Origin of the sequence: Serratia quinivorans, from assembly GCF_946227985.1 — a bacterium.
Taxonomy (GTDB): Bacteria; Pseudomonadota; Gammaproteobacteria; order Enterobacterales; family Enterobacteriaceae; genus Serratia; species Serratia quinivorans_A.
In genome coordinates this window covers 531,454-545,498 of sequence record NZ_CAMKGL010000002.1, presented here as the reverse complement: position 1 = coordinate 545,498, position 14,045 = coordinate 531,454, and the positions used below count along the sequence as shown (strand labels likewise).

The 14,045-nt window shown below is 54.7% G+C and carries 12 protein-coding genes; 4 read left to right on the top strand and 8 right to left on the bottom strand.

The genetic code is table 11. The features are described 5' to 3' along the window. Nucleotides 1-44 precede the first annotated feature (44 nt). From rmf to rlmKL, 6 genes are all read right to left on the bottom strand, one after another. A complete protein-coding gene (gene rmf, locus OCH02_RS11075) occupies nucleotides 45-215 on the bottom strand; it encodes a ribosome modulation factor (protein ID WP_261107102.1) in 171 nt (56 codons plus the stop codon). Nucleotides 216-486: 271 nt separating this feature from the next. Then, a complete protein-coding gene (gene pqiC, locus OCH02_RS11070) occupies nucleotides 487-1,044 on the bottom strand; it encodes a membrane integrity-associated transporter subunit PqiC (protein WP_261431261.1) in 558 nt (185 codons plus the stop codon). Next, entirely contained in the window at nucleotides 1,041-2,687 is a 1,647-nt protein-coding gene (gene pqiB / locus OCH02_RS11065) for an intermembrane transport protein PqiB (protein WP_261431260.1), read from the bottom strand. The genes pqiC and pqiB overlap by 4 nt, the downstream gene beginning before the upstream one ends. Beyond that, nucleotides 2,674-3,987 carry a membrane integrity-associated transporter subunit PqiA gene (gene pqiA / locus OCH02_RS11060; RefSeq protein WP_410001252.1) on the bottom strand — a complete coding sequence of 438 codons (1,314 nt, stop codon included), beginning with the start codon at nucleotides 3,985-3,987 and terminating at the stop codon, nucleotides 2,674-2,676. Before pqiA ends, pqiB begins: the two co-directional genes overlap by 14 nt. 77 nt (nucleotides 3,988-4,064) lie before the next feature. Then, complete coding sequence (locus OCH02_RS11055; protein ID WP_261431258.1) at nucleotides 4,065-5,969, bottom strand: ABC transporter ATP-binding protein; 1,905 nt, start codon at nucleotides 5,967-5,969, stop codon at nucleotides 4,065-4,067. Between the two features lie 5 nt (nucleotides 5,970-5,974). Continuing rightward, nucleotides 5,975-8,095: a bifunctional 23S rRNA (guanine(2069)-N(7))-methyltransferase RlmK/23S rRNA (guanine(2445)-N(2))-methyltransferase RlmL gene (rlmKL, locus tag OCH02_RS11050; protein ID WP_261277107.1), complete on the bottom strand. Its 2,121-nt coding sequence runs from the start codon at nucleotides 8,093-8,095 to the stop codon at nucleotides 5,975-5,977. A 103-nt stretch (nucleotides 8,096-8,198) separates the two neighbouring features. Here rlmKL and OCH02_RS11045 point away from each other — a divergent pair, with 103 nt between their 5' ends. Continuing rightward, nucleotides 8,199-9,302, top strand: a complete 1,104-nt coding sequence (locus tag OCH02_RS11045) for a YcbX family protein (RefSeq protein WP_261431257.1) — start codon at nucleotides 8,199-8,201, stop codon at nucleotides 9,300-9,302. Between the two features lie 5 nt (nucleotides 9,303-9,307). On the opposite strand, the gene OCH02_RS11040 is transcribed toward OCH02_RS11045, so the two are convergent. Further along, on the bottom strand, nucleotides 9,308-9,856 hold the full coding sequence (locus OCH02_RS11040; RefSeq protein ID WP_012006168.1) for a cell division protein ZapC: 549 nt from the start codon (nucleotides 9,854-9,856) through the stop codon (nucleotides 9,308-9,310). A 175-nt stretch (nucleotides 9,857-10,031) separates the two neighbouring features. Then, nucleotides 10,032-11,042, bottom strand: a complete 1,011-nt coding sequence (pyrD, locus tag OCH02_RS11035; protein WP_261431255.1) for a quinone-dependent dihydroorotate dehydrogenase — start codon at nucleotides 11,040-11,042, stop codon at nucleotides 10,032-10,034. 259 nt (nucleotides 11,043-11,301) lie between these two features. Here pyrD and ssuE point away from each other — a divergent pair, with 259 nt between their 5' ends. From ssuE to ssuD, 3 genes are read left to right on the top strand one after another with little or no spacing between them, the layout of a single operon-like run. Then, complete coding sequence (gene ssuE / locus OCH02_RS11030; protein ID WP_261431254.1) at nucleotides 11,302-11,880, top strand: NADPH-dependent FMN reductase; 579 nt, start codon at nucleotides 11,302-11,304, stop codon at nucleotides 11,878-11,880. Between the two features lie 25 nt (nucleotides 11,881-11,905). Beyond that, the gene (locus OCH02_RS11025; protein WP_174352820.1) at nucleotides 11,906-12,871 is read left to right on the top strand and encodes a sulfonate ABC transporter substrate-binding protein; all 966 of its coding nucleotides are present in this window, start codon (nucleotides 11,906-11,908) and stop codon (nucleotides 12,869-12,871) included. A gap of 16 nt (nucleotides 12,872-12,887) precedes the next feature. Beyond that, nucleotides 12,888-14,036: an FMNH2-dependent alkanesulfonate monooxygenase gene (gene ssuD, locus OCH02_RS11020; RefSeq protein WP_261431253.1), complete on the top strand. Its 1,149-nt coding sequence runs from the start codon at nucleotides 12,888-12,890 to the stop codon at nucleotides 14,034-14,036. Nucleotides 14,037-14,045 lie beyond the last annotated feature (9 nt).

The following is a 14,045-nucleotide window of genomic DNA, read 5'->3' as shown; positions in this document are numbered from 1 at the left end:
TCCGCGCTGGGCGGAGGTTGTTCCTTTATTTGACAGGGAGCCGCTTAAGCGGTCACAGCCCTGACTTCCATGGCTTCTCGCCAACCTCCCAACCACTGAGACCGGGCGTCCACTGATGATTGATAGGGACAATGTTCCCTGGTACGCCCTAAAATACCTGCCTGATAACCTCTCGAATGCGCCCTTTCCAGACGATCGCGTTTCTGTCTCTTCATGCCTCGTTTCCCTCATTTTTTGGTCTGGTGGAAAGAAAACAATGGCTGCTTTTTGTGCAGCCACGTTTAAGCAATAGCGCTAAATGGAGCGAAGATCAATGCGCAAAATTCACGCCAATGTCATATTTGTGAGCTACGCACGCAGAATTTGCTAAGTGGCTGATAGATAGAGAAGAAGCTAACTTATTGAAATAAATAAAAAACCCCTTGCGACGAGAAATTCCAATATCTCTCGCCGCAAGGGGTTAGACCGATTTAGTACAAATTATTTCTAAAAACGACCGGCTTGCGCAGCAATATCCTGAGCTTCTTGTTGCCAGCCCTGAGCCAATGTCCGCACCAACGCATCGTAGCCGTCTTCACCCTGTTTAAGCTCCAGGTTGAATGGACGTTTGGTCAGATTGCCCTGATGGTTCAGCACCCACTCGCCGCGAATGATCGCCTTGCCGTCAAAGCGGCCGTGGAAACCACTGATGGTAACGTTGAGCACATCCTGCTCGCTGCTCATCGGCTGCGAGGACACCACCCAACCCGGCAGCGCGCTGCTCAGGTTAGTGACCAGCGTCTGCTGCAACTGCTGATCCAGCGGGCTGGCCCACAGGTTGTTCTGGGCAATCACATACTGCACGTCATTGGTCTGGTAAACCACGCCGCTCTGCGCCAGATAGTCCGCCACGCTAACGTGCTCCAGCCAAAGCTGACGCGACGTCGCGCTACCGCTGACCTGTGCCGGCGAGCCCAACGCCGGCAATTGATAGTAGGTCTTCTGTGGAGTACTGCTACAGGCGCTGAGTAACAGCGCCAAGGCTACCGGGATCCATTTCATCATTTATTGGCCTTCTTCGGCTGAGGATCGTTACTGCCCGCGGCTTCAAATACCAGCGCGTTGCTCTTTTCGTTCAGGGTGCGCAGCACCGGCTGCAGCTCACGCAGCACCTGATCAAGACGTTGCATATCGCCAACCATCTTGTTGTAGGCCGGAGAGCCTGGCTGGAACCCTTTCATGCTACGGTTCAGTTCCTGCAAGGTTTTCTGCATATCCTGTGGCAGTGCCTTCATCTCTCTGCTGGCGATAATATCATTCAGCGACTGCATGGTTTTCTGCGTCGTCTGCATGGTTTTCTGACTTTCCGCCAGGGTTTTGGTCGCTTCATTAATCATCGGATTCAGCGGCATTGAGTTGATTTTATCCAGCGTCTGCATCAGTTTTTGCTGGATCTGCGCCAGGCCACCGCTGGTGGTTGGCATCAGTCGATAACCAAACAACTCACGTGGCCCTTTGTAAGGCTTCTCATGCGGATAGAAATCCAGATCGATATACAGCGAACCCGTTAGCAAATTGGCAGATTTCAAAGAGGCACGCATGCCACGTGATTCGGCATCTTTCAAATGACTCTCAAAGTCGAAGTTGCCACCCAACTGCTTCTGGAAGCGATCGGGTTCAATGCGGATCAGCACCGGAATACGGTAGTCATTGTCCAAACGCTGCGCCATACCTTCTTTGTAGAAAGGTACCTGCGATACCGTACCCAGACGGATACCACGGAATTCCACCGGCGCACCAGGCTGCAGACCGCGAATAGAATCGGAGAAGAACATCAGGTAATCCTGGTGTACGGTATACAGCGAATCCTGAATGCTGCGCTGGTTGTCGAACAGGTGATACTCCGCTTTTGGCTTCGCCAGTTCACCGCGATCCCAGCCGTCCGGCACGTCAAAGCTGACGCCGCCGCTGAACAAGGTCGCCAACGAGCCCATTTCCACCCGCATTCCCTGCGCCGACATGTCGAATGCCACACCGCTGTCTTTCCAGAATCGAATGTTGCTGGTCACTAGCTGGTCGTAAGGCGCCGAGATAAACAACTGATAACGCATCGCACGCATCTTGGGATCAAAATAGCTGGTTTCCACCGAACCGACGCGGTAACCGCGGAACAGCACCGGATCGCCGGCATTCAACTGGCCGGACTTTTCACTGTCCAGCACAATGCGTAGCCCTTTAGCGTCCGGAGAGGCCAGTGGCGGTGCATCCAACAGTTTGTAGTCGCCCTTGCCTGCTTTGCCTTTGTTGCCCGGCTGCAGTTCTATATAGGCGCCGGAAAGCAGCGTACCCAAACCGGAAACGCCCCCACGGCCAATCTGCGGCTTCACTACCCAGAAGGCTGAGTCCTGACGCAACAGCTTCTCCATGCCGGTGTTCAGGCGCGCCTCGACCAGCACCTTGCTCAAGTCTTCGCTCAGGGTCACCGTTTCCACGACCCCGACGTCAACGCTACGGCTTTTGATTTTGGTTTTACCCGCTTCCAGCCCTTCTGCGGTGGTAGTGACCAATGTGACCATCGGCCCCTGGTGGCTGAAATGGTAAAACAGGATCCAGGCGCCGATCAGTGCGGTGACAATCGGGATGATCCACACTGGTGACCAGCGCTTGATCTTCTCGACGTCCGCGACGCTATGATTATTTTCCGTCACCTTGCGGCTCCTTTTTTATTGTTTCGTTTACGCGATCCCAGGTTAGCCGGGGATCAAACGTCATGGCTGCAAACATAGTGAGGATCACCACCATGGCGAACAACAGCGCGCCAATGTCAGGATAAATGCTCATCAATTGTCCCATCCGTACCAATGCCGAAAGCACGGCAATCACAAACACGTCAATCATTGACCAGCGGCCAACAAATTCAACCACTTCATAAATCAGATGCATTCGCTCGCTATCGGCCCGTCCCTTGCCGGTAGCATTAGCGTCCCAACACAGCCAGCCAATCGCCAACATTTTTAGCGAAGGCACCATAATACTGGCGATGAAGATCACCATCGCCACTGGGTAAGATCCTTCTCCCCACAGCAGGATCACCCCGGCCATGATAGTAGAAGTGAGCTTGTTGCCCAATGCCTCGGTAACCATAATCGGCATCAGGTTTGCTGGAATATACAACAAGATAGAGGTAAGCAGCAGCGCCAACGTCCATTGCAGACTGTGCCGACGACGCACATAGCCACGGGAATGGCAACGCGGACACTGGGTCAGTTCCGCCGGTAAAATGGCAGTACAACACTGGCAGGAACGCAGCCCCTGACGCAGCCCGGTACGCCCGACCTCCATAGGACGATCAAGGCGCGGTGCAGGTTCAATGTCATTCCACAGCCAGCGGCGATCGACACACTGGAAAGCGCGCACCTGTAGCAGGCAAAACAGGCAGTACGGCACAAAGCTGCTGCCGACGCCGATATCACCATAAGCCATCAGCTTCACGAAGCTGACCAGTACCCCGGCCAGGAAAATCTCCACCATGCACCAGGTTTTAAACTGGAACAGCATTTTGGCCATCCACTCTTTCAAACCGGTGGGGATAGGTACTTTGGCGCACAGTACAATGATTGCCACCATGCAAAAGGCCGGGATCAGTTGAACAAACACCATAAACAGCGTGGCCATGCTGGCATAGTCTTCTGCCACCATCACCTGCGGGATTTGGATCAGCTTGATTTCGTTACCAAGGCCGGCAACGCGCATATTGATAAACGGGAAAATATTCGCCAGCAGCAACATAAACAAGGCGCTGAGGGCGTAGCCGATCGGCCGCTTGCGCGGTTCCTCCCAGCGGGAACTGAGGGTAGTCTTGCATCGCGGGCATACCGCTTTCGAACCATATGCCAGCGGCGGCAATGCCACCAGCATATCGCACTGCGGGCACAGCATCAGATTGTCCTGTTGCTGTTTGGCGTGCGTTGCATGGCCGTGCTGCTCGTGATTCTCGTGGGAACACACCATATTCCTCCTTAACAACGTTGTTCACCGGTACGGCAATACCGCCCGCAGCAGCGCGCGGGCGGTATTCTCAACGACTAGCCGTTTTTCATCGCTTCCAGCTCTTCCCAGCGGGCGAACGCCTCTTCCAGAGTCCCTTCGGCCGTGGCCAGTGCCGTCAGCACCTGTTGCGTTTCGCTGTGAGGGCGAGTGAAGAAATCAGCATCGCTCATTTGCGCCTGCAGCGCAGTAATTTCCGCTTCCAGCTGTTCCAGACGTTGTGGCAACTGCTCCAGCTCACGTAACAGGTTATAGCTCAGTTTAGCCGCTGTTTTCTTTGGTTGTTCAGCCTTTTTTTCTGCCGCAGGCTTGTTCTGTTCAGCCGTTACCTGACGGATCGGTTTAGCCGTCGCGCGTTGATGATGCGCGTCGTAATAACCGCCGACGAAGGTGCTGATCTCGCCGTTGCCTTCAAAGATCCAGCATTCGGTCACCGAGTTATCAACGAACTGACGATCGTGGCTGACCAACATCACGGTGCCCTGGTAGCCGTCGATCAGCTCTTCCAGCAACTCCAGCGTTTCAACATCAAGGTCGTTGGTAGGTTCATCGAGGATCAATAAGTTACTAGGCTTCAGGAACAGCTTGGCCAGCAACAGACGATTACGCTCACCGCCCGACAAGGCTTTCACCGGCGTCATCGCGCGTTTAGGATGAAACAGGAAGTCCTGCAGATAACCCAGCACGTGACGGGAACGGCCGTTGACCAACACTTCCTGCTTACCTTCCGCCAGGTTGTCCATTACCGTACGTTCCGGATCCAGATCCGCGCGGTGCTGGTCGAAGTAGGCCACTTCCAGCTTGGTCCCGCAGTGCACGCGGCCGCTGTCGGCTTTCAACTGGCTGAGCATCAGTTTCAGCAGCGTAGTTTTGCCGCAACCGTTCGGGCCGACCAACGCAATTTTGTCGCCACGCTGTACCTGGGCGGAGAAATTACGTACCAGCACTTTGCCGCCAACCTGATAGTTAACGTCTTCCATCTCAAACACGATTTTGCCGGAGCGTACCGCTTCTTCCACCTGCATCTTGGCGGTGCCCATCACTTCACGGCGTTCGGAACGCTCGTTACGTAACGCCTTCAGCGCACGAACGCGGCCTTCGTTACGAGTACGACGTGCCTTGATACCCTGACGGATCCACACTTCTTCCTGCGCCAGCTTGCGGTCAAATTCGGCATTTTGCAGCTCTTCCACCCGCAGCGCTTCTTCTTTGCTCAGCAGGTATAAATCGTAGTTGCCCGGCCAGGACACCAACTTGCCGCGATCGAGATCGACAATGCGCGTCGCCATATTGCGGATAAAGGAACGGTCGTGGGAAATAAACACGATGCTGCCCTGGAACTCTTTCAGGAAACCTTCCAGCCAATCGATGGTTGAAATGTCCAGGTGGTTGGTCGGTTCATCGAGCAACAGTACGCGCGGAGAGCTGACCAACGCACGGCCCAGCGCCGCTTTACGTAGCCAGCCGCCGGAGAGCGAGGAAAGTTCCGCATCCCCATTCAGGCCCAACTGCAACAGCACTTCACTGATGCGGCTGTCGAGTTGCCACAGGCCCTGGTGATCGAGGATCTCCATAATCTGTGCCATGCGCGTCAGGTTTTTTTCGCTTGGGTCGGTTTCCACCAGATGCGAAATCGCGTGGTAGGCTTTCAGGTGTTCCGCCTGCTCGGCGACGCCTTCAGCCACGAAATCAAACACCGTACCGCCGATATTGCGCGGAGGATCCTGTTGCAGACGGGCCACAATCAGATCCTGCTCGTAAATCACCCGGCCGTCATCCAGCGGAATTTCTTTACCGAGGATCTTCAACAGCGTGGATTTACCGGCGCCATTGCGCCCAACCAGACAAACGCGTTCGTTGTCTTCAATATGAATTTCGGTGTTGTCTAAAAGTGGTGCATCGCTGAAGGACAGCCAGGCACCGGACATGCTAATTAACGACATAGTAATTATTTTCCTTCGCCGGCATGGGTAAGCAGCCAGCAGTTATGAATTTGACGGTTACGGGCAAAGTCCTGCGACTGTGTCTGGGCGGTAATTTCTTTCGCCTCCAGACCCAATGCGCTCAGGCCGGCCATATCCATCTGGAAACCGCGCTTGTTGTTCGAGAACATGATGGTTCCGTTACGACGCAGCAACCGTTTCAAATCTTGCATCAGCGCCAGGTGATCGCGCTGGACGTCAAAAGTGTTCTCCATCCGCTTGGAGTTGGAGAAGGTCGGCGGATCGATAAAGATCACGTCGAATTGTTCGTCGGCATTTTGCATCCATGAAAGGCAATCCGCATGGATCAATCTGTGCTGTTTACCCGTCAGGCCGTTAACCCGCAGGTTTTTCTCCGCCCATTCCAGATAGGTGCGCGACATATCCACGGTAGTGGTGCTGCGCGCCCCACCCAGCCCGGCATGCACGCTGGCGGTGCCGGTATAGGCAAACAGGTTGAGGAAGTCTTTGCCTTTGCTCATCTCACCCAGCATGCGGCGGGCAATACGGTGGTCGAGGAACAGACCGGTATCAAGATAGTCAGTCAGGTTAACCCACAGCTTGGCGTTGAATTCTTCCACCAGCAGGAATTCGCCTTTCTGCGCCAGCTTTTCGTACTGGTTTTTGCCTTTCTGGCGCTCGCGAGTTTTCAGAATCAACTGGTTGGACGGCAATTCCAGCACCGCCAACGTGGCGTTGATCACGTCAAACAGACGTTGACGAGCCTTCTGCGCATCAATGGTTTTCGGCGGTGCATATTCCTGCACCACGACTTTGCTGCCGTAGCGATCCACCGCCACGTTATATTCCGGCAGGTCAGCATCGTACAGGCGGTAGCACTCAATGCCCTGCTGTTTAGCCCACTTGTCGAGCTTCTTCAGGTTTTTGCGCAGACGGTTGGCAAAATCTTCCGCCACCTGCACGCCGCCGGCACCCTGCGGGTTTTCTGCCAGTTGGTAATTTTTCTGCACGCAGTCCAACGGACCATTTTTTGCCTTGAACTGGCGCTCGGCACGCAGTTGCAGGCAGCTCAACAGCTCCGGTGAGGCGCTGAACAGTGACAACTGCCAGCCACCAAACGCGCTTTTCATGATACGCCCCAGCATATTATGCAAGGCAATCAACGCCGGTTCGCTTTCCAGACGTTCACCGTACGGCGGGTTGCAGACTACGGTACCCGTCGGGCCTTCCGGCAGCGGGTTGGTCAGTTTGGCTACGTCGTTGACGTTAAAGGTAATCAGTTCGGCGACGCCGGCACGACGGGCGTTACCGCGAGCCATTTCAATCACCCGGCGATCGATATCAGAGCCGAAGAAACGCGAGGTGGTTTCCTGCAGACCACGACGGGCGCGCACCTGCGCTTCGGTGATCACTTCACGCCACAGATCGACGTTGTGACCATTCCAGGCGGTAAAGCCCCAGTGTTGACGATGCAGGCCAGGTGCGCGGTCGGAAGCAATCATCGCCGCTTCGATCAGCAGGGTGCCCGAACCACACATTGGATCCAGCATCGGCGTGCCCGGCTGCCAGCCGGAACGCTGTACAATCGCCGCGGCCAGGCTTTCTTTCAGCGGTGCCTGTCCGGTCAGATCACGATAACCACGCTGGTGCAGGCCTTCACCGCTCAAATCAAGCGCTACGCTGGCCATATCGCGTTGCAGGAACACATTGACGCGAATGTCCGGCTGCTGCTTCGCCACCGTCGGGCGCTGTTCAATTTTGCGGGTAAAACTGTCGACAATGGCGTCCTTGACCTTCAGTGCGCCATATTGGCTGTTGCGGATCTCTTCATTAACGCCACTGAAGTGAACGGCGAAAGTTTTATCCACACCAAAAATGCTCGTCCAGTCGATCGCCTGTACGCCCAGGTACAAATCCAGATCGCTGTGTACGCGGAATTCATTCAACGGCAGCAAAATACGTGAGGCCAAACGGCTCCACAGCAAGCTTTGGTACAGAAGACGATCGTCACCCTGAAAATGTACCCCACCCTGTACGACTTTACAGGCGTGAGCGCCCAGCGCTTCGAGTTCGCTTTTTAACAGTTCTTCCAGTCCACGCGCCGTGCTGGCAAACAGAGAGTTCATATCGTACTTATCACCAAAAAGAAAATTGTTGCGCATTATAGCTAATCCAGACCGCTTGTCATAAAGTTGCTCCCTTCTATTTACTAATCGCGCGGAGACAAGGGTGATTACGCTAGCCAAACTTTACGTTCATCCGGTTAAATCGCTTCGGGGTTTGCAGCTTTCTCACGCCCAGGTTTCCAGTAGTGGCCTGGCTTTCGATCGTACTTTTATGATCACTGAGCCAGATGGCACCTTTATTACTGCGCGGCAATATCCGCAGATGGTGCTATTCACTCCGGCACTGCTGGCAGACGGCCTGTTCCTGACTGCACCGGACGGAGAAAGTGCCGCCATCCGCTTTAGCGATTTCGCCGCCGAAGCGCAACCGACCGAAGTCTGGGGCAACCATTTCACCGCCTTGATTGCACCACCGGCGATTAATAGCTGGCTGAGCGGCTATTTCCAGCGTGACGTGCAATTGCGTTGGCTCGGCCCGGAGCTGACCCGACGCGTTAAAAAACACCCGGAAATCCCCCTGTCTTTCGCCGACGGTTATCCCTACCTGTTAATTAACGAAGCCTCGTTCAACGACCTGCAACAGCGCTGCCCCGGCAGCATCAAGCTGGAACAGTTTCGTCCGAACCTGGTGGTGACTGGCGCCAGCGCCTGGGCAGAAGATGGCTGGCAGGTGATCCGTGTCGGTGACGTGATGTTTGACCTGGTGAAGCCATGCAGCCGCTGCGTGCTGACCACCGTCAGTACCGAACGTGGGCGTAAACATCCGAGTGGTGAACCGCTGAGTACCCTGCAGAAATTCCGCACCGCCGATAATGGCGATGTCGATTTTGGCCAGAATATGGTGGCGCGCAATAGCGGCATTATCCGCGTTGGCGATGCCGTTGAAGTGTTATCCACCAAGCCGCCACGCCCTTATGGCGCAGGTAAAGTGGTTGAAAGCGTGCAGGCACCGCAGGACAGTACGCAGAGCGTCACTATTGACTACGCGGGAACGGTGTTTACCGGCAACAATCAGCAGATATTACTGGAGCAGTTGGAACAGCAGGGGCTCCGCGTGCCTTATTCATGCCGCGCGGGAATTTGCGGAAGTTGTCGTATTACTTTGGTCAATGGCGAAGTGGCACCGCTGAAGAAAAGTGCGGTGGCCAACAATGGCACCATTCTTTGCTGCAGCTGTATTCCCAAAAGCGATTTGACGCTGGTGTAATGGCCTTACATCGCCCTGTCGTAAGCCGGGGCTGAGGCTTCATCTTGCGCGCAGGGTTTAAGGCGATCGTGCATCACTTTGATGGCATCGCCCAGCACCATGGTGCGACCGGCCAGTGAAAGCTGATTTTGCGCCAGCAGGCACAGGCTGGCGTTATCGCCGGCTTCCACCACCAGCAGTCGGGCTTCAATGCCGCTTTCCATCACTTTCACCGCCGCCAGTTCGCCGTTCTTCGGCTGCAACGGATAATGCTGCTGAGAAAAATGCCAGCTCTTCGGCATCAGCGGTTTCAGGAAGCGATAAGCCACCAGGGCATTTAATACCAGCTCAGCACGCTGCTCATGGCTAAGCTTTATCTGTTTGCACTGCTCTTCGTAATTAAAATAAAGCGCGGCGTCATCGACACAGAAAGAGCATTCATCGAAGGCATCCGGGGTTAACATTTTGGCTGGGAAGCGCGAGCGAAAGATCATACCATTGGCTAAATCCAGCATTAGCCGATCGTGTTCAGCGTCAAAATACCAACGCCAATTATCGTCAGGTTTTATCTTCATCTCTTATCCTTCTCGCTGCCCATGCCACGCAATATTTACCCTAAAAGGTGATTTTATCACCACTAAAGTCGCTTAAACATCGGATAATTCCGCGAACGATATTTATGCTAGTGGACAAAATATAGACGAGCCGGGGGAATAAATAAACCCCCGGCGGAAAATGAAAGGAAAAATATTAGATGTAGTTAACGATATCTTTTATCAGGCGTGGACCCTTGAAGATAAACCCGGAATAAATTTGCACCAGTGAAGCCCCTGCCGCCATTTTTTCCCGCGCCGCCATCAGGGAATCAATTCCGCCAACGCCGATAATCGGCAAGCGCCCTTGCAGCTCAAGTGACAAACGACGGATCACTTCGGTGCTGCTCGCCTGCAGCGGACGACCACTCAGGCCCCCCATTTGCTCACAATAATTCAGACCCTGGATCAATTTACGATCCAGCGTGGTATTGGTCGCGATCACGCCATCTATATTATGACGCACCAGGCTGTCGGCTATTTGGATCAATTCTTCTTCAGAAAGATCCGGCGCGATCTTTACTGCCACCGGCACATATTTGTGATGGCGCTCATGCAATTCCTGCTGCTTATTTTTAATCGCGGCCAGAAGATCGTCCAAGGCTTCGCCATACTGTAAGGATCGTAATCCTGGGGTATTAGGTGACGAAATGTTAATCGCGATATAACCGGCATACGGATAAACTTTATCCATGCAGATTAGATAATCGTCTTTTCCCTGATCAACCGGGGTGTCTTTATTCTTGCCGATATTAATCCCCAGAATGCCGCCGAAATGGGATTTCTTAACGTTTTCAACCAGATTATCAACGCCCTGGTTATTAAAGCCCATGCGGTTGATCAGGCCTTCGGCCTCGACAATGCGGAACAGACGCGGTTTGTCGTTGCCCGACTGCGGGCGCGGCGTTACGGTGCCGACTTCGACAAAACCAAAGCCCATGGCGCCAAATGCATCGATACACTCGCCGTCTTTATCCAGACCGGCGGCCAAGCCCAATGGGTTTTTAAAAGAGAGCCCCATGCAGCTTACCGGTTTGGTCGGCACAGACTGACGAATAAGGAATTCTAACGGGGTGCCGGTGACACGGCGAAGCTGCTGAAAAGTCAATTCATGCGCACGCTCGGGATCGAGCTGGAACAACGCTTTTCTGATGAGGGGGTAGTACATGTACTCTCCTGATTTCCCGGTTGCAAACCGGGGGCGTATTATCCGGTATCCCCTGACCAATTGGAATTGATTAAAAGCAAAAAAAACGTTTTTTACGCAATCGTTTTCCCCTGCATAGGCCCAAACCGCCGCCAATCCGCATTTGCGCATAACAAAATCGAAAAATGAGATTTAAGTAACCCACCTTATTGCTGATAGGTTTAAAACACTTCTCGACAATTTTCTGATTAAACCTAACTTTTAGTTATAAGGAGTGGTAATGCGCGTTATATCACTGGCCGGCAGCCCCCGCATCCCATCACGCTCGGCAGCACTGCTTTCTCTGAGTAAAAACTGGTTGCAGCAACAAGGCGTGGAGGTGATCTCCTATACCCTGCACGATTTTGATGCCGAAGATTTACTGTATGCCAATTTTAACAGCCCGGCGATCAAAGCCTTTACCGAGCAACTGGCACAGGCCGACGGCCTGCTGGTCTCGACACCGGTGTATAAGGCGTCGTTTTCCGGTGCGCTGAAGACCCTGCTGGATCTGCTGCCGGAGCGTGCGCTGGACCATAAGGTGGTATTACCGCTGGCCACCGGCGGTTCCATTGGCCATATGTTGGCAGTGGACTACGCCCTCAAGCCAGTTCTGGCGGCGCTGAAAGCGCAGGAAGTGCTGCACGGGGTATTTGCCGATGACAGTCAGGTGGTGCTGGACGGGGAAGAGGTCACCCTGGCCGAGAATCTGGCCGTCCGGCTGGAAGAAGCCCTGGAAAGCTTTTATCTGGCGTTGGGCCGCCGCAAGCCACCAAGAGCCAAGCTCCCCCCCTCTCTTTTTGCCCGCCAAACTGCCTGATGGCACAGCATATAAGGAAATAAGCATGAAACGACTTTCTTCACTGGGCCGTTGGCTTGGCACCAGCGCATTAGCGGGCATCATCTCGTTGGCATGGATCAATGCCGCCAGCGCACAGGATCCGGCGCAGTTTCGCATTGGTTACCAAAAAGGATCGGTCAGTCTGGTACTGGCAAAAACCCACCGGCTGTTGGAACAGCGTTTTCCCAACACCAAAATCAGTTGGATCGAATTCCCCGCCGGCCCGCAGATGCTTGAAGCGCTGAACGTCGGCAGTATCGATCTGGGCAGTACCGGCGATATCCCGCCGATTTTCGCCCAGGCTGCCGGAGCGGACCTGCTGTATGTTGGCGTAGAGCCGCCAAAACCCAAGGCAGAAGTGATCCTGGTTCCGGAGAACAGCCCAATCAAAACCGTCGCGGAGCTAAAGGGCCACAAGGTGGCCTTCCAGAAAGGCTCCAGCTCCCACAATCTGCTGCTGCGCTCATTGCAAAAAGCCGGGCTGAAATTCACTGATATTCAACCTGTCTATCTGACTCCGGCCGATGCCCGCGCCGCCTTCCAGCAGGGCAATGTCGATGCCTGGACGATTTGGGATCCTTACTACTCCGCTGCCTTGTTGCAGGGCGGCGTACGAGTGTTGGGTGACGGTACCGATCTGAATCAAACCGGCTCCTTCTATTTGGCGGTGCGAACTTATACCGAGGCCAACGGGCCGTTTATTCAACAGGTGCTCGATACGCTGACCCAGGCCGATGCGCTAACCCTGAGCGACCGTGCGCAAAGCGTCACGCTGCTGGCCAATGCCATGGGCCTGCCGGAGAAAGTGATTTCGACCTATCTGGATCACCGCCCGCCCACCGCTATCAAACCGCTGGACGCACACACCATCGCCGCTCAGCAGCAAACCGCCGATCTGTTTTATGCCAACCACCTGGTGCCGGTGAAAGTCGATATTTCGCAACGCATCTGGCACCCGAGCGCACAATAATTTAGGAGAACTGAGGATGAGCCTGAACGTATTTTGGTTTTTACCTACCCACGGTGACGGTCACTATCTTGGCAGCACTGAAGGTGCCCGCAGCGTCGATTACGGTTATTTACAGCAAATCGCCCAGGCGGCCGATCGATTGGGTTTTGGTGGCGTGCTGATCCCGACCGGCCGATCATGTGAAGACTCCTGGCTGGTGGCCGCCTCGCTAATCCCGGTCACCCAACGACTGAAATTTCTGGTAGCCCTGCGCCCCGGCATTATTTCACCCACTCTTGCGGCTCGCCAGGCAGCGACGCTGGATCGTCTTTCCAACGGCCGGGCCCTGTTTAATCTGGTCACCGGCGGCGATCCTGATGAATTGGCGGCGGAAGGTCTGCACCTGAATCACGAAGAACGCTACGAGGCCTCGGCGGAGTTCACCCATATCTGGCGCAAGGTACTGGAAGGAGAAACCGTCGACTTTAACGGTAAGCATATTCAGGTAAAGGGCGCAAAACTGCTGTACCCGCCGGTGCAACAACCGCGCCCACCGCTCTACTTTGGCGGATCCTCCGCCGCGGCACAGGATCTGGCAGCCGATCAGGTTGAAATGTATCTCACCTGGGGCGAGCCGCCGACGCAGGTAAAAGAAAAAATTGCCGAGGTACGCGCCAAGGCCGCAGCCAAAGGTCGCCAGGTGCGTTTCGGTATCCGCCTGCACGTCATTGTGCGCGAAACCACCGAGGAAGCCTGGCGAGCAGCCGACCGGCTGATTGCCAATCTGGATGAAAAAACCATTGCCGATGCCCAGCAGGCCTTCGCTCGGTTTGACTCCGTAGGGCAACAACGGATGGCGGCATTGCACGGCGGCAAGAAGGACAATCTGGAGATCAGCCCCAATCTGTGGGCCGGGGTGGGTTTGGTGCGTGGCGGTGCCGGAACCGCGCTGGTTGGCGATGGCCCGACGGTGGCGGCACGTATGCAGGAATACGCCGATCTGGGCATCGACACCTTTATTTTGTCCGGTTACCCGCATCTGGAAGAAGCCTATCGCGTTGGCGAACTGCTGTTCCCGCATCTTGATCTGGTGGAAACCCAAGTGCCCACGCCACGCCGATCGGTCAAAGCACAGGGCGAAGTGGTGGCCAATATTTATATTCCACAAAAAGCATCGCAAAGCTGAGGAGCCGCA